Origin of the sequence: Exiguobacterium sp. s16, assembly GCF_018618115.1 — a bacterium.
In the GTDB taxonomy this organism is placed as follows: domain Bacteria; phylum Bacillota; class Bacilli; order Exiguobacteriales; family Exiguobacteriaceae; genus Exiguobacterium; species Exiguobacterium mexicanum_A.
In genome coordinates, this window is sequence record NZ_JACSLM010000006.1 from 59,192 (window position 1) to 74,302 (window position 15,111).

General features: G+C 51.3%; 16 protein-coding genes. 9 read left to right on the forward strand and 7 right to left on the reverse strand.

Features of this window, described 5'->3' with window-relative positions:
- The first annotated feature begins 37 nt into the window (after positions 1-37).
- Positions 38-373 carry an antibiotic biosynthesis monooxygenase gene (locus KNP86_RS11580; protein WP_034780505.1) on the forward strand — a complete coding sequence of 112 codons (336 nt, stop codon included), beginning with the start codon at positions 38-40 and terminating at the stop codon, positions 371-373.
- Here the strand turns inward: KNP86_RS11580 and KNP86_RS11585 are convergent.
- Complete coding sequence (locus KNP86_RS11585; RefSeq protein WP_214754374.1) at positions 356-1,057, reverse strand: CBS domain-containing protein; 702 nt, start codon at positions 1,055-1,057, stop codon at positions 356-358. The genes KNP86_RS11580 and KNP86_RS11585 overlap by 18 nt on opposite strands.
- Before the next feature lie 112 nt (positions 1,058-1,169).
- Here KNP86_RS11585 and KNP86_RS11590 point away from each other — a divergent pair, with 112 nt between their 5' ends.
- Both KNP86_RS11590 and KNP86_RS11595 read left to right on the forward strand, forming a co-directional pair.
- Positions 1,170-1,898, forward strand: a complete 729-nt coding sequence (locus KNP86_RS11590) for an AzlC family ABC transporter permease (protein ID WP_214754376.1) — start codon at positions 1,170-1,172, stop codon at positions 1,896-1,898.
- Positions 1,895-2,197, forward strand: coding sequence for an AzlD domain-containing protein (locus tag KNP86_RS11595; protein WP_138860152.1), 303 nt, complete (start codon positions 1,895-1,897; stop codon positions 2,195-2,197). Before KNP86_RS11590 ends, KNP86_RS11595 begins: the two co-directional genes overlap by 4 nt.
- 38 nt (positions 2,198-2,235) lie before the next feature.
- Here the strand turns inward: KNP86_RS11595 and KNP86_RS11600 are convergent, their stop codons facing one another.
- Both KNP86_RS11600 and KNP86_RS11605 read right to left on the reverse strand, forming a co-directional pair.
- Positions 2,236-3,714: an HD domain-containing phosphohydrolase gene (locus tag KNP86_RS11600; RefSeq protein ID WP_214754378.1), complete on the reverse strand. Its 1,479-nt coding sequence runs from the start codon at positions 3,712-3,714 to the stop codon at positions 2,236-2,238.
- Between the two features lie 113 nt (positions 3,715-3,827).
- Positions 3,828-5,615, reverse strand: coding sequence for a mechanosensitive ion channel (locus KNP86_RS11605; protein ID WP_214754380.1), 1,788 nt, complete (start codon positions 5,613-5,615; stop codon positions 3,828-3,830).
- Between the two features lie 225 nt (positions 5,616-5,840).
- Between KNP86_RS11605 and mgsA the strand changes: the two genes are divergently transcribed.
- The 4 genes from mgsA (at position 5,841) to KNP86_RS11625 (ending at position 8,569) form a co-directional block, all read left to right on the forward strand.
- On the forward strand, positions 5,841-6,254 hold the full coding sequence (gene mgsA / locus KNP86_RS11610) for a methylglyoxal synthase (protein WP_138860155.1): 414 nt from the start codon (positions 5,841-5,843) through the stop codon (positions 6,252-6,254).
- 129 nt (positions 6,255-6,383) lie between these two features.
- Complete coding sequence (locus tag KNP86_RS11615; RefSeq protein WP_251130509.1) at positions 6,384-7,154, forward strand: hypothetical protein; 771 nt, start codon at positions 6,384-6,386, stop codon at positions 7,152-7,154.
- Positions 7,155-7,266: 112 nt separating this feature from the next.
- Positions 7,267-7,782, forward strand: coding sequence for a YflT domain-containing protein (locus KNP86_RS11620; protein ID WP_029596367.1), 516 nt, complete (start codon positions 7,267-7,269; stop codon positions 7,780-7,782).
- A gap of 13 nt (positions 7,783-7,795) precedes the next feature.
- Positions 7,796-8,569: a YflT domain-containing protein gene (locus tag KNP86_RS11625; protein WP_214754382.1), complete on the forward strand. Its 774-nt coding sequence runs from the start codon at positions 7,796-7,798 to the stop codon at positions 8,567-8,569.
- A 46-nt stretch (positions 8,570-8,615) separates the two neighbouring features.
- On the opposite strand, the gene KNP86_RS11630 is transcribed toward KNP86_RS11625, so the two are convergent.
- The 3 genes from KNP86_RS11630 to KNP86_RS11640 are packed head-to-tail and all read right to left on the reverse strand — an operon-like array spanning position 8,616 to position 11,901.
- A complete protein-coding gene (locus tag KNP86_RS11630; protein WP_214754384.1) occupies positions 8,616-9,578 on the reverse strand; it encodes a 2-hydroxyacid dehydrogenase in 963 nt (320 codons plus the stop codon).
- 49 nt (positions 9,579-9,627) lie between these two features.
- A complete protein-coding gene (locus KNP86_RS11635; RefSeq protein ID WP_214754386.1) occupies positions 9,628-10,770 on the reverse strand; it encodes a YcjF family protein in 1,143 nt (380 codons plus the stop codon).
- 12 nt (positions 10,771-10,782) lie between these two features.
- Positions 10,783-11,901 carry a GTPase gene (locus KNP86_RS11640; RefSeq protein WP_138860160.1) on the reverse strand — a complete coding sequence of 373 codons (1,119 nt, stop codon included), beginning with the start codon at positions 11,899-11,901 and terminating at the stop codon, positions 10,783-10,785.
- An 81-nt stretch (positions 11,902-11,982) separates the two neighbouring features.
- Here KNP86_RS11640 and KNP86_RS11645 point away from each other — a divergent pair, with 81 nt between their 5' ends.
- On the forward strand, positions 11,983-12,369 hold the full coding sequence (locus tag KNP86_RS11645; protein WP_034780480.1) for a VOC family protein: 387 nt from the start codon (positions 11,983-11,985) through the stop codon (positions 12,367-12,369).
- Between the two features lie 95 nt (positions 12,370-12,464).
- Entirely contained in the window at positions 12,465-13,265 is an 801-nt protein-coding gene (locus KNP86_RS11650) for a formate/nitrite transporter family protein (protein ID WP_214754388.1), read from the forward strand.
- Positions 13,266-13,318: 53 nt separating this feature from the next.
- Here the strand turns inward: KNP86_RS11650 and KNP86_RS11655 are convergent, their stop codons facing one another.
- Entirely contained in the window at positions 13,319-14,782 is a 1,464-nt protein-coding gene (locus KNP86_RS11655; protein WP_214754390.1) for an alanine/glycine:cation symporter family protein, read from the reverse strand.
- Between the last annotated feature and the right edge of the window lie 329 nt (positions 14,783-15,111).

The following is a 15,111-nucleotide window of genomic DNA, read 5'->3' on the forward strand; positions in this document are numbered from 1 at the left end:
AATGGACGCGTACGATATCGCAGAGGAGGACATGTGCATGTGGATTGTCATGAACAAACTAGACGTTGAAAAAGGGAAAGTCGCTGCGGTCACGGCCCGTTTCCAGACGACGAAAGGCATCGAGTCGATGGATGGGTTCGTTCGGATGCAAGTGTTGACCGATACGTCGGACGAGACGAAAGATCAAGTCGTCATCATGACGACATGGCGCGATGCGGCGAGCTTCGAAAATTGGCGTGATAGCGGAGCGTATAAACATGCCCATAAAAAACGGGACGACGGTACTTCTGAAGTGAAGCCCATCGTCCTTGGAAACACGGTCACCCAATATGAGGTCGCCATCGAGCACGGCGCCTCAACCGATGACGTATAAAATATCTTGCGGCCGGATGATCCCGAGCAAAGGTTCATCTTCTTGTCCTGTCTCGGTAATCAATAAGGCATCGAGCCGAACTCCGTCTTTCATGTTGATGAAATGATGATGCGCCTCGATGACCGACGTCTCTTTCGCGATAAACCGATACCGTCGCAGGTGCGGGTCGTGATGGAGCACGTGCTTGACCTGCACGCCTTCGAGTGACACACGAGGCCCGTCGACCGTTTCGGCGAGCCAACTGGTCACTCCTTTTTTCGTCAATAATCCGCGCCACGACCCGTCATGATTATAGACCGGGAACTGCGAGTAGTTCTTATCCCGAATCTCACCGAGCACGTCGACCAACGAGTCGTCGGCGTCGAACGTCGTCACGATTTTACGGAACATCGGAATGACTTGACGCGGGTGAAGCAACTCCCGTTCGACTTCAAGAATCAACTTGACAATCGATTCATGCGGTTCGGCGATAATGAAATCCGGCTCACGCCGCTCGTGGACGATGGCGTTGCGCAACTGACTCATCTGATGTAAATCTTCTTTATAGCGTTCGATAATGGGATTATGTTTGGCGAGACGATTGACCATGTTGCTGAAACTGAAATGCTGGCCGTCCCCCATCTCGCGACTCAAATGATCCTCGATCCGGTGATACGATGCGATAAATTCTTCTGCACGACTCATATATTCACACTCCTTATCGCCTATATATACCCTATTTTTTTCGGGTTCGAGCAGGAAAGCGTGACCCAATCTCGAATCCACAACTAATCATCTCTGAAATGGAGGGGTTCTCATGGCAACTCCGGTCTCGCAAATGACACCGATCCCGAATAAGGACGCCTTCCGTTCCGGCATGCGGGCCGGTATACCGGTCGCTGTCGGCTATATCCCGATTGCCATCGCTTTCGGGCTGCTTGCGAAATCATTCGATATGCCAAACGTCATCACGCTCGCCATGTCTTTATTCATTTTCGCCGGCGCCAGTCAATTTATTGGCGTCCAACTGATCATGGCCGGTTCGATGTATTGGGAGATTATCTTGACGACGTTCATCCTGAACTTGCGGCACTTCCTTATGTCGGCGTCGTTGTCCCAGCGTCTCGAGACGACCTCGAATCGATTTCTGGCCGCCATCGCGTTCGGCGTGACCGACGAGACGTTCAGTGTCGCCTCGACGCGTGACGAATCGACGCGCGGCCACTTTGTGCTCGGGTTGAATATGATCGCCTTTCTCGCTTGGAACGTCGGAACATGGATTGGCGTCTTTCTCGCCTTCGGCTTGCCCGCCTCGGTCCAAGCGAGTATGGGCATCGCCTTGTACGCCATGTTCATCGGCCTACTCGTCCCATCCCTTACCCGCAAACCGGTCATCGTCGTGGCTGCAATCGCCGTCTTGACTCAAGCCATTCTCTACTTCGGCGTCTCTCCATTCATCCCGCTGTCGTCCGGCTTGAGCATCATCTTGGCCACGATTGTCGCCGCTGGAGCCGGAGCCTTGCTGTATAAGGAGGACGAAATATGATCAGCCTCTTGTTGCTCGTCCTTGCCATGGCGCTCGTCACATATATCCCGCGACTCGTGCCGCTGCTTTGGCTCCGGGACTTGAAATTACCTCCGCTCTTGAAACGGTTTTTACTCTTCACGCCTTATGCGGTGCTCGCCAGTCTCATTTTCCCGGGCATCCTGCAGGCAACGACCAGTCTTACGTCAGCTTTAGCGGGTGGGGTGGTCGCCGCAACGCTCGCATTCCTTCGGGTCAACTTGATGCTCGTCGTCATCGGCGGCATCGTCGGGGTGTATCTCATTGAAACGTTCCTTTAACAATCAGGTCCGCCCAATTGTGGGGCGGACCTGTTTGTTTAAGCAGAGATGGCCTGACGTCGTAACCTAATGAATACATCGACGAACGCCGGATCCCACTGTGTACCGCGACCGCTCTCTAAAATCGATAGAGCCTTCTCGACTGGCATCCCGTCCCGATATGGACGGTCAGAGGTCATAGCGTCATATGCGTCGGCGATTGCCATGATACGACCGAAGAGCGGAATCTTCTCTCCGACCAACCGATCCGGATATCCGCACCCATCAATCCGTTCATGATGGGACCGGACACCTGCCAATATCGGTTGTAACGCAGCCGGTAGGGAAATTTGATTTAAAATATGAATTCCGATGGTCGGGTGTTCTTGAATTTGCGCGAACTCATGATCCGTCAGCTTCCCTTCCTTCAACAACACATCGTCACGGATACCAATCTTCCCGATATCATGGAGTAGCGCCGATTTGCGGAGCAGCTCGATTTGTCCGGCCGGCAACTGGAGCGCCTGTGCCAACTCGACAGAATAGGCGGCGACTCGCTCGGAATGCCCGGCCGTATACGAATCCCGGGCATCGAGTGTTGCAGCGAACAAGACGAACAGACTGTTCAACAGTTGCTCGTTTTCCGCATCTCGATACGTGACGTTCGTGACCATCTGATTAAAGCCCGTGACGAGTTGGGCGAACTCATCCGAGTAAGGGTTATCAATCTGATTCAATCGTCCGGCATCTAATGCGGCGACCCCTTCGGTTAATGCACTGATTGGACGTTTGATGTTGTCATACAGCAAAAAGCTGCTAAACGTCGCGACCCCGATGATAACGACTAAAATCACAGCCGCCCACTGCCAGTATGCATCGACCTGATTGACAGTCGACAGTTGCACCCCGGACGCGAGGATGAACAATGCGACCGGGAACACACCGATGACGAGCATGCTGATCAATAGTTTCGTCCGGACGCTAATGGAGCGATACGTCGCTTGGAGCGGCCGCCCGTACAAGTTTCCGCTCATCTCCTGCAACTGAAGCAACAACGGTTCAACCGAGCGATAGGTCAAAAAGAATTCAATCAACGCATGCAAGATGGCGATTAAAATAGCACCGAACGCCGCCAAGCCAATCAACCGATACGGCAAGTCAATCCACCTTTGTTCGATGGCGAGTGCCGTCATACTCATCGCCGGCACGGACAAGCCGAACAAATGTGGACCGAGAATCCGTTTCACCGTCAACGTAGGAAAGTGACTCGTTTGATCGAACGCCTGTTGAAGCTCCTCATACGTTAGTGTCTCTGTTTGAAACACACGACAGATCGGCCGGATGTGACGCCGATAAAGGAGCAGTTCAAGCCCAATCATCATCATCCCGGACAGCCCCATGATAGCCAAGAGGATGAGTATCTCCGTCTTGGATAAATCGAGCGTCTGAAAGATGAACAGCCCCCCGACACCGAACACGGCGATACCTGAACCCCATATGTAATTCATGATTAATGTGTGTTGAAATCGTTGAAACATCTTCCCCTCACTCCTGCCTTTTCGTCGACCTCTTTCTTATTATATCGACAAAAGTGACACTTTTTTACAGAAATACAAAAACGGGCCCCTTTTTAGGGACCCGTCCTTCACCGTTACGGACGACGTGGACCTTCGTTGTCATCAAGTGAACGATTGTCTTGATCTGGCGTGACGTTTTCATGGAACGGGTTCGGTTCTGGACCGTCCACGTTCGTCACGTCAGATTGTGAGGCTTGCGGACGATTCGTTTCACGTTTCAACTCTTGTTTCGTTTGATCCGCTTCACGCTTCGACTGCTCCATACCTTGTTTCGCCTGTCGCTTCGCAGCCTCGGCTTCTTGGTTCATTTGGGCTTTCTCTTGCTCGAGACCTTCTTTCGATACTTCTGTCTCATCGATTCGTTTCTCAGCTTTCTTCAAGTATCGAGCCGCTGTCTCACGTCCGCCAAGACCGAAGGCAAGGCCGAAGGCGAGAGCAACCGCACCGAGGATGAGCAAGAATGCCGTATTGACGATTATCGGTGCGATGCCGAGTTGGCTGATCGCCATGAAGAAGGCGATTCCAAGAATCGCGTACTTCGCGACGTAGCGCAAGACGCTCGGTTGACCAGCTCCATCTACGAGCACACTGCCGACGAGACGCTCTGCCATGTTCGCGAGCCAGAAACCGACCGCCAAGATGACGATGGCTGCGATGACCATTGGCAAGTAAGCAAAGATTGCTGTTGCGAGTGAAGCCATAAAGTCGAGGTTCGCGACTTGAAGTGCTTCCGATACGAACAACAAGATGATGATGATTTGAACGATTGTTCCGATCACTTGTGCGATTGATGTCGATGACGACGAGCGACCACCGAGACCCATCTTACTAGCGAGTGAGTTGACGCCTAAGTTCTCAAGGAGAGACACAACGACGCCTTTCAACCATTTAGCAAGGAAGACACCTGCGAGAATCAAGACGATGGCCACGATGATATTTGGAATCATTGCCAAGACGTCGTTGAGCATCGAGATGGCTGGATCCGAGATTCCGCGAATATCGAGCGCTTCAAGCGCTGAAATCGTGACCGGGATCATAATCAAGATGAAGACGATCGTACCGACCACTTTCGCGAGACTTGACCCTTTCACGTAATCAGCCAAGTGAAGTTTCTCGGCGAAGCGGTTAAGACCTGCCGCTTCCAAGAACTTCGTCAAAATATCGCGGACGATTTTCGCAACGACATAACCAATCGCGAAGATAAGGGCTGCAGCGACAAGTTTTGGAATGAAGGCAAGGAAACTGTTCAACAAGTCTTCAAACGGACCGCTGATGCCTCGTAACCCAAGCGCATCGAGTACCGCTGGAAGAGCTAACAATAGGACGAGGTAAAAGACGATATTGGCGACCGTGTCGACCCATTTCGTCTGATTGACGCTCGTCGACTCTTGGCCTGTCTTCTCCATCAACTTGTTCAAGTTGAGACGATGACCTGCCATTTGAATCCCTTTTTTCAAGAGCGTGGCGATAATCCATGCGACGAGCAGGATGAGACCTGCTTTAATCACGCCTGTGATCAAGCCAGAGAAGCCGGCATAGATTTGACTGAACGGTTGAGCGACAGCTGGTACGTTCAAGAATTCAAAGATAATTAAGAATGCGAGAAGCAGTACGCCGAAGAAGACGACTTTTGCGATGATGCGTTCAGGCGTCCACCGCTTTTCCTCTCTTGCAGGCTTTCCGGGTTCACCTTCTTGTTTTACCCCTACACGGTCGTCAAGGCGTGCTTTGCGAAGCGCTTTGCGCGTCACGTTTTCTAGAACTTTCGCCAAAATGAATCCGACGACAAGAATGACCAAGGCAAGCAAAAGCTCAGGCAGCCATGACATGAACGTGTTGAAATTATAAGTAGTATTGTTCATTTAACATCTTCCTCCAATCTCTTTTTGAAATGATTTCATTTATTTGACTCTTTGTATAAATACCAACATTTGCAGTTGCCTAAACCTTGCCAGTTCTTATTCCTCTATACATGATTCAAGTCAAAACGTTTTTTTAGAAAGTGATTCTAGTAAGAAAGAAGTCGTGTCTTTCTCAAGTAAATGTGATACGAATTAAAAGAAGAAGTCTTTTGAGGAGGAATCAAGATGAACATCGCCCTGATTGCCCACGATAAGAAAAAAGATGATTTGATCGTGCTCGTAAAAGCTTATGCCCACGTCTTGCAAAAGCATCAATTGTTCGCGACCGGCACAACCGGGAAGCGCGTCGCCGAAGCGACCGGTTTGCCGGTCCATTGTTTTCAATCCGGTCCGCTGGGCGGGGACCAAGAAATCGGCGCCGCCGTCGCCCGCGGCGAGATGGACATGATTATTTTCTTCCGCGACCCGTTGACGGCCCAGCCACACGAACCCGATGTGAGCGCCTTGATGCGTCTCTGCGACGTGTATTCCATCCCGTTGGCGACGAATATGGGAGGCAGTGAGATTCTCATCCGCAGCATCGAACAAGGTGATTTCGAATCATTGACGCTGTCGCATAACGACCCACCCCCGAAATAATCTAACTATGAGAAGAGAGGAATTTTTCTGAAACCACACGTATCGAACGACCCGGTCGTTCAACAGTTTTACGATCAAGTCCGTACGCATTTAAACGACTTATTAGATGACAAGCAGCAAGCCGATCGCTTGCTCGACAGTTTAGCCGGCTATATTCAACAGGCGGAAAAGAACGGGCAGCCTCTCGAAGGACTCACGAAACAAAACGCGCACGACTATGCTCGATTTTTAATTGAACAACCGGCGACAAACGAAGAATACCAACGTCGCTACCATATGATGATTGAGGCGACGGATGAATTGAAACCTCATGAGAAAGCGCAGGCGAATCGGGAATTCGATTGGGCGATTGAGCGGCTCAACGAAGTTCAAGTCAAGCTCCAGGATGTCGAGATGCGTGATGTCTCCTTTTTAGCCTATACGAAAATTGAGGCAATCAAGTCATCTCGTCGCGTCTGGAATCAATTCGGTTGGCTACTCGGTATGATTTTGGCATTCGCCTACGCCAACTTATTGCTTGTAATGGATGATGTGTTCAGTCTGCGCTTGTTCACGGCACCCGCTACGCCTTACCCGCTCGATTATTTCGGCTTCGTCCTCCCTGTTCTATTGACCGGTGCCATCTTTGGCCTACTGACCCGTTTCCGTCACCACTTCCAAACGCTTGGACGGCGGATTCTATTTGCTTTGCTCATCATTGCCGTATACGTCGGGTTCGTTTTATTGACCCAACCTATCCTGTTCTCGCTCGGATGGTCGTTCTTGATTCAATTGACGCCTGTGTATGCACTCATCCTGCTTGCGATCAGTGGATTCATGGCCATGTGGACGCTCGTCGAGTTCGTTTGGAAGAACACGCGATGCCATCTTGGAAACGAAACATTGATGATTTATTATTGATCACGCCATTCTCTCTAGGAGATGGCGTTTTTTGTTTGAACCTTTGCTAGAACGGAAATTACTAATAGCGTGACGTCAATTAAAAATGAAACGAAATCGAAGGAGGCACAACATGTCGGATCGCAAAATTATTGGGTTGTTCCATAACGAGCAAGAAGTAATGGATAAGGTGAACGAACTCAAACAAGCTGGGGAAGCAGAGAAAAACATGCATGTCGTGGCCAAGCGGGACGGGGAAATTTCCGCCTTGCGCTACCATACCGATGTGAACGCCGAATCGGGGATTCGTGATGTCAACTGGCTGGACCGTGTGAAAGCGTTCCTTCACGGCAGTGACCGCATTCGTGATGAATTGCGGAACATGGGACTCAGTGATGCGGAGGCTGAAGAGTATTATACGTCGATCGATGCCGGCAAATTATTGCTTTACATCGATAAACACTCATACGAACGCTATCCGAATATGTATAAGAAAGATAGTGAACTCGACCATGATAAAGGGGAAGAAGCGGATGGCATCGCCTTCGACGCGAAGCCGTTCAATGATCACGACGAAGAACCTCGCGGTACGAAAGAGGACCCGATCGTCCGCGGACATTCCGGTCTAGAAGACCACCGTCGATTATAAGGAGGAAACGAAGATGAGTGAGAAACGGTTTATCAGCATGTATGACACACAGGACGCGGCACTCGGAAAAGTCGAGGAGTTGCGTGCGAAGGGCTATAAAGACTCAGACATCTATGTCGTCGCCAAACATGAAGATAACGTCTCGATTTTGCGTCGTCAAACGGACGTCCATACCGAAGCAGCACACCACGCCGGCTGGTTTGATAAGGTACGGGCTTTCTTGAGCGGACATGAGGATGTCCATGCCGGACTTCGCAATATGGGCTTGAGCGAGGACGAAGTGAAGCGCCACTACAGCGATGTCGAGGCTGGAAAGATTTTAATCTATGTGGATGAAGACTTCGAGCGTCGTCATAATGAAGGGCTGACGATCGATTCGTCACCTTATACCGACTCGAGACACGATACGAGTCACCAAGGCCACCATACGGCCGATGGGCTTGAAATCGATTCGACGCCGTATAATGATCCGAAACCTGACACGACCCGTTCGACCCGCTCAGATCATCACACGTCCGATGGTGTGGAGATTGATTCGGAGCCATACAATGACCCGAAACATCGTGACGCGAACCGGGACGATCGCCATACGTCTGATGGTGTAGAAATCGATTCGAAACCGTTCAACGAATCGACGGCCGACAATCCGAACCGGGCCGTCGACCCTGAGCAGGACAAATTGGATAAAAAATCCGAGTTGACTGACCGTGAGAACAAGTTGCGTGGACTCGATGACCGGGCCCTCCGAAACGATTACGAAGATCCAGACAATATCCGCCGTTTCTAATCAAGATGCAACAAGGACCTGACCGCAACCCGGTCAGGTCCTTGTTTTACGTTAATCGGTTTTTCGGCTCTTCTCCTTCGAGCACGTTCACGATGGCTTCCCGATTGAGCGCCATCATGGCAAGCCTTGTCTTGATGGAGGCGCTGCCGATATGCGGCAACGTCGTCACGTTCGGGAGCGTCAAGAGTGGATGGTCCATCGCCACCGGTTCTTTAGCGAACACATCAAGTCCCGCCGCCCAAATCCGCCGTTCCTTCAGTGCTTCATAGAGCGCCGTCTCATCGATAATCTCGCCACGAGCGACGTTGATGAAGACCGCTGTCTCTTTCATTTTCGCGAACTGCTCTGCGCCTAACATCCCACGTGTCTCTTCGGTGAGCGGCGCGAGGACGACGACGACGTCGGACTGTTCGAGCAACTCGTCGAGTTCCGCATAGACGAAGCCATACATCGATTCCGATTCATGGCGACGCGTCCGATTATGGTACAACACATCCATGTCGAAGCCGCGGGCCCGACGTGCGACTGCTTCCCCGATTCGACCCATGCCGATGATCCCGAGTTTGGCCCGGTACAAGTCCATCCCGACGTAACCCATCGGCGTCCACGATTTCCATTCGCCGTCTCGTAAATCGCGTTCTGCTTCCCCGAGCCGACGTGCCGTCATCATCATCAATCCGAACGCGAGATCGGCCGTCGTCTCTGTCAACACGTCCGGCGTGTTCGTCACGACGATGCCGCGTTCCTTGGCCGCTCCAATATCGATATTGTTATAGCCAACCGCCAAGTTCGAGATGACTTCGAGTTGCGAGGCCTGTTCAATCACTTCCCGGTCGATTGTATCACTGAGCATCGTCCAGAGCGCATGCGCTGACGCCGCTTCTTTCAACAAGACGTCGCGCGGGACGCTCTTCGCTTCTTCTTCCCACATGCGGACCTCGTACTTGTCTCGCAGTGGCGCCACTGCTTCTTCCGGTAACCGTCTCGTAATGTAAATGCGTTTCTTCATTCCGTCTCCCCCTATGTCTTGTCTCGACCAGTTTATCAAACGTGTCGAATCAAGGTTTCTTTTTCGTTACTGGATTTTGCTCCATGAACTGCTCGAATAGCGAGCCGAAGTCACTGTTGAGCAGTTGCTCGATTGTTTTCGATGAGTCCATCGCGTTCCGGTACGCAACTTCGTTGATGGCGAGCCCAATCGCCCAGGTGATGCCTGACGCGACAGTCGCATTGATGACACTCGCGGCGGCGTTTGCCCCTGGGAAGAACTTCATGACGTTCAATAAAATCGTCTTCGAGAGCGCCCGACCGATTTGAGGGATGATGGTGCTCCCAATCAGCGTCTTCAACATATCGTCATTCGCTTTCACACCCCAATAACGGAACAAGTGAACACTCATCGTCACTTGAATCGGCGTGAGCGCGATCGCATCGGCGAATGGGAGCGGGACCGCCGCCGCCGTCCCGGCACTGGCGACATAACCCGAGATGATCCGGTTCGCTTTCTTCCGTTTCAGCTTGAGCATCGCCTCGCTCTCTGCGTGAATCTCCATGAGCAGTCCTTCTTGGAGCGATTGGTCGAGTTGTTCGACAGACCAGGTGACGAGACGCTCCCAATCGAGATGGTTCCGAAGTTCTGGATCGTTCAACAGCTCTTCAGCGACACTGACTTGGAACACGGCCTGTTCCGGGACGACGTCCACTAACTCATTTCGGAGCGCCGTCAGTTCATCTAGGTCGACTTGATCGATTTGCGTCAACAAGACCGCGACCGACGTCGCTTCGTTCAATTGTTTGATGAGCGCCCGATCAAGCGGCGTGACCCGTTTCATCGAGGCGTTGATGGCATACCAGACAAGATGAATTTGTTCGGCCGCCCCTTTCGTCTGGGCCCGTTCGACGAAACCGATGACTTCATCAGCATATGCTTGTTGCCGGGCACTCCCAATCTCATACCCTTCACTGTCATAAAGCACGATGGCGATGTCGTCACTCATGAACTGATGGATCCCGCGCGTCACCGGCTCGCCGGCGGCGACTTTCGTCAAGTCACGACCGAAGACGTGGTTGACGACGGAACTTTTGCCCGACCCGGTCGCTCCCGCGATCAAGATGTTCGGTTTTTTTACTTTTCCGCGCAACCGGTCGAGTTCTTCTTTTAAATCGTACGTATCCAAATTGAATGGGACTTTTTTCTCCATGTCAGTTCCTCCTCATTGATTGAGCGTTCGGCCAAGCCGTCGCATCTCTTCCTCGAAACCACGGCGCACATCCAGCTCAATCGTCTGTTTGACCAACTCGTATTGCTGATCGACAGCTTTTTTGATACCTCGCTCCGCCGTCCTCCGTTTGAACGCCCAATAGATGAAGTGGACGCCCGGAATCATCCCGAGCACCATCTTCCGAACGGTGCGATTGAATGAATAGTCAAACCCGAGCTCGACCCGGCGTGTTTTGAACACAAGGTCAGACGGGGCACCGACGAGCGGATAACGCTCCATCAGTTGAATGTAGTGACGAACACCTTGGGCCATCGCGGCCTCTGTGGTCTCGGCGGCCGCTTCGAGTGTTTGTTCCAAGTCTTTTTCGATTTGGCGGGCTTTCCAGCTGATCATCACTTGCGGGGTGATCATGCGGATTGTTTCAGCCGAACGATAGCTTCGGGCGCGCCACGCCTCTAACTCGGTCAATAAATGACGCGTCAAGTTGTGTGGCAGTTTTCGTTCGACGTCTTTCCAGAGGTTGGTCCGATTACGTTGCCACACTGCCTCATATCCGATATGCGGCACGACTTGTCCACCGAGCAACTTCTTTTCGACACTGTTGACGCGAATCATCGCATCCCGTGAAATTCCGAGCTCACGCATGAGGACTGCTTCCATCGCCTCCGCCTTCTCGACGTTCATCGCACTGTCCGGGTTATAGTTCGTCAAGATGATCGTGACGTTGCTTCGTTTCGCATAGAGCGGTTTTAAAATGGCTTCTAACTCGTACGCCTCGACGCGTCCCGAGTTGATGGACAGTAAGTAATAGATCGTATGGAACCAATCGGCGATATCGAGTGCACCTTCCCGTTGATTGACGATGGACAATACCGCTTCATGCCATTCGTCGGATCGGTCCGCCTCAAGTCCCCATGTATCGAAGAAACGGAACAAGATGCCTCGCTCAAGGTCATAGTATTCATATTCATGCAGCCCTTCCGCCGTCACTGGGCTGCCGGCACGTGACTCGGCCACATCACGCCCGTAAATATAATTTAAAAAAGCGCTCTTGCCGACCCCGGTCTTCCCCGCAATCAATATGTTCGAGACAAGCCCCGTGTTGTCCATATGGTTCCCCCTGCATTCGTTATATAATAACCATTATACTAAACGGACAAATTTGAAACGTCCGACGGAAGGATGAGACCGATGTTACATCATGTCGAACTGTACGTTTCTGATTTGAACAAGAGCCTCATGGCGTGGGACTGGCTCCTCACTGAGCTCGGCTATACCGTTTACCAACAATGGGAAGAAGGAAGGAGTTATCGTTTCGGCGATACGTATCTCGTCTTCGTCCAAACCGAGGCCGATTATCTCGAGCCGCCGTACCATCGCAAGAAGACCGGGTTGAACCATCTCGCCTTCCACGCCGAGTCGATTGAGCAACTCGTAAGTTTCCGTGAAGAACTGACACAGCACGGATTCACCGAGCTCTACGCCGATCGGTTCCCGCACGCCGGAGGACCGTCCTACACCGCGCTTTACTTTGAAGATCCGGACCGGATGAAAGTCGAACTCGTGGCAACGATGTGAACAGTTGAAACGGCTTTCAAAAAAGTTTGTGAAAACAATTGCAAACTTTTTGTAGACCTCCTAGACTTAAGTTGTCTAAAGGAGGCCGTGTTCAAATGGAAAAACAAGCTGTCAAGTATATGGAAGAAGCCGCCTATAAAAAAGCGACGTTGTTGCGTCACGCGTTCGGTCACTACGCACTCCGCTCCATCGTCGCCGGTTTTCTGATTGGAATTGGGGTCGTCTTTGCCTTCTCCGTCGGAAACATGTTCATCGATGTGCCAGGAACGATGCTGTTCGCGGGGATGAGTTTCTCGGTTGCCCTCGTCTTCATTGTTTGGACGGGCGGAGAGCTGTTCACGAGCAATACGATGTATTTGTATACGGGCGCGAAACGCGGACGTGTCGACTGGCGCGATTTAACGGCCGTATGGGGCATCAGCTGGCTCGGTAACTTGGTCGGTGCGCTCATCCTCGTCGGGCTCGTCATCGGTGCCCATAGCATGGGCGATGTCAGTGCCGACCACCTGTTATCGGTCGTCGCCGCGAAAAAAATGGGCGGAGACGTACTCGCGATTTTCTTGAAAGGGATTTTGTGCAACATCCTCGTCTGTATCGCTATCTTTATGCCGTTGAAGACGAAAAATGACGTTGCGAAGATTATGCTCACGATGCTCCCGGTCGTCGTCTTTTTCGCCGCCGGTTTCGAGCACTCGATTGCCAATATGGGCATCTTCGGGCTCGCGCTCTATTACGCCCCATCTGAGGCGATCAACCTCGGGCTGGCGTTGAACAATCTTTTGTTTGCCACGCTTGGCAACATCGTCGGAGGCGCTTTGTTCGTCGCCGGGACGTACGTCCATTTGAACGCGAAACCTGCCGAGAAAAATATTGAATCGATCCGTCAAAACGCATAAAAAGACAGGGGCCCCGATGCGCAGGGCCCCTGTTATTGCTTGATTGAATGAAATTAAGCTTTAGATGAGTCGGCAGCAGCCGCTTGGACCGCTCCTTGTGCGACTTCTTCTTCTTCGACATCCCAGCATTCCGTGTTCTCGATGCCGAGTTTGCGGGCCGAGAAGCGCGGGTTGAGACCTTGGGCACGCTGTTCTTCGTAGTCACGAAGGACTTTGAAGGCAACGCCGCCGAGAAGCGTGATGGCTACCAAGTTGATTAACGTCATCCCGGCCATGAACAAGTCGGCAAGGCTCCAAACGAACCCGAGGCTTGCGACAGATCCAAGGAAGACGAAGCCCATCGTGAGAAGGCGGAAGCCGAAGACGGCACCTTTACTCTTCTTGATGAACTCGATGTTCGTCTCACCGTAGTAGTAACTACCGACGATCGAGCTGAAAGCGAACAAGAAGACACTGACAGCGATGAAGGCCGGAGCCCATGAACCGATTTGTTCAGACAATGCGTTTTGAAGGAGTGCGATTCCTTCGCCATTCCCTGCCGCATAGCTGTCAGAGAGAAGGACGATGGCTGCTGTTGCTGTACAGACGATCAATGTGTCTAAGAAGACACCGAGTGTTTGCATGAAACCTTGTTTGGCTGGGTGTGACACTTCTGCCGTCGCTGCGGCGTTTGGTGCCGAACCCATACCTGCTTCGTTCGAGAAGAGACCACGACGGACACCCATCATGATGGCTGCACCGACCGATCCACCGAACGCTTGCTCGATACCGAATGCGCTCTTGAAGATCATACCGAGCACAGCTGGTATTTCTGCGATGTTCACAACGACCACGTAAAGCGCGATCACCAAGTAAAGAACAGCCATGATTGGTACGACGATTGCTGAGACGTTGGCGACACGTTGGACGCCCCCAAAGATGACGAGTCCAGTCAAGACGACGAGTGCAATTCCACCAACAGCGGCTTCAAGACCGAAGGCGTTATCGAACGCTGCCGCGATTGTGTTCGATTGGACTGAGTTGAAAATGAGACCGAATGTGAAGGCAATCAAAACCGCAAACACAATACCGAGGACACGATTGTTCAAACCTTTTTCGATGTAGTAAGCAGGACCGCCGCGGTATGCGACATCGTCTTTTACTTTATACACTTGCGCGAGTGTACTCTCGATCATCGCGGTCGCTCCACCAACGAGAGCGACAACCCACATCCAGAAGACCGCCCCTGGTCCACCGAGCGTGATTGCAACTGTGACACCGGCCAAGTTCCCTGTACCGATCCGTGTTGCCGCTCCAATGAAGAACGACTTCGCCGAGCTGATGCTCTTACTGTCTGTGACATCTGATTTTTCGGTGACGACCCGGAACATCTCTTTTAAGTAACGGAACTGCATAAACCTTGTTTTGACCGTAAAGTAAATCCCGGCCCCGATCAATCCGACGATGAGCACGTACGACCATAAAATGTTGTTTAAAAAGTCGACGCTTCCTTGCAGCAAGTTTTGTACAGCTTCCATGAATAAGTTCCTCCCTGTTGTGTGAATCTAAAGTTGAAATGTTTTATGATGTCTTAGTTCTGAATTATACAAAGATTCTGACAATTAGCAATAATTTTTTTATAGGTCAGTTCACACAAACTTCATATGTTATATAACAAAAAGTGAGTGATAGCTTTATTTAAAGCGCTTACAAAGTTAAACCTAAGAAATAATAAATCTTTATTTCCCTACTAATTTTTGATGTCTACATTCAACTTGTTTCAAACCATTCGCTTTATGAATAGGTTTGATTGTATAACAGATACTACTTTTATTTGGACTACACATCTAGATAGCGGGAAATAAAA

Bases quoted from the DNA above. Each gene is read 5' to 3' on its own strand.
- KNP86_RS11580 (WP_034780505.1), top strand. From the start codon at position 38: ATGTGGATTGTCATGAACAAACTAGACGTTGAAAAAGGGAAAGTCGCT.
- KNP86_RS11585 (WP_214754374.1), bottom strand. From the start codon at position 1,057: ATGAGTCGTGCAGAAGAATTTATCGCATCGTATCACCGGATCGAGGAT.
- KNP86_RS11590 (WP_214754376.1), top strand. From the start codon at position 1,170: ATGGCAACTCCGGTCTCGCAAATGACACCGATCCCGAATAAGGACGCC.
- KNP86_RS11595 (WP_138860152.1), top strand. From the start codon at position 1,895: ATGATCAGCCTCTTGTTGCTCGTCCTTGCCATGGCGCTCGTCACATAT.
- KNP86_RS11600 (WP_214754378.1), bottom strand. From the start codon at position 3,714: ATGTTTCAACGATTTCAACACACATTAATCATGAATTACATATGGGGT.
- KNP86_RS11605 (WP_214754380.1), bottom strand. From the start codon at position 5,615: ATGAACAATACTACTTATAATTTCAACACGTTCATGTCATGGCTGCCT.
- mgsA (WP_138860155.1), top strand. From the start codon at position 5,841: ATGAACATCGCCCTGATTGCCCACGATAAGAAAAAAGATGATTTGATC.
- KNP86_RS11620 (WP_029596367.1), top strand. From the start codon at position 7,267: ATGTCGGATCGCAAAATTATTGGGTTGTTCCATAACGAGCAAGAAGTA.
- KNP86_RS11625 (WP_214754382.1), top strand. From the start codon at position 7,796: ATGAGTGAGAAACGGTTTATCAGCATGTATGACACACAGGACGCGGCA.
- KNP86_RS11630 (WP_214754384.1), bottom strand. From the start codon at position 9,578: ATGAAGAAACGCATTTACATTACGAGACGGTTACCGGAAGAAGCAGTG.
- KNP86_RS11635 (WP_214754386.1), bottom strand. From the start codon at position 10,770: ATGGAGAAAAAAGTCCCATTCAATTTGGATACGTACGATTTAAAAGAA.
- KNP86_RS11640 (WP_138860160.1), bottom strand. From the start codon at position 11,901: ATGGACAACACGGGGCTTGTCTCGAACATATTGATTGCGGGGAAGACC.
- KNP86_RS11645 (WP_034780480.1), top strand. From the start codon at position 11,983: ATGTTACATCATGTCGAACTGTACGTTTCTGATTTGAACAAGAGCCTC.
- KNP86_RS11650 (WP_214754388.1), top strand. From the start codon at position 12,465: ATGGAAAAACAAGCTGTCAAGTATATGGAAGAAGCCGCCTATAAAAAA.
- KNP86_RS11655 (WP_214754390.1), bottom strand. From the start codon at position 14,782: ATGGAAGCTGTACAAAACTTGCTGCAAGGAAGCGTCGACTTTTTAAAC.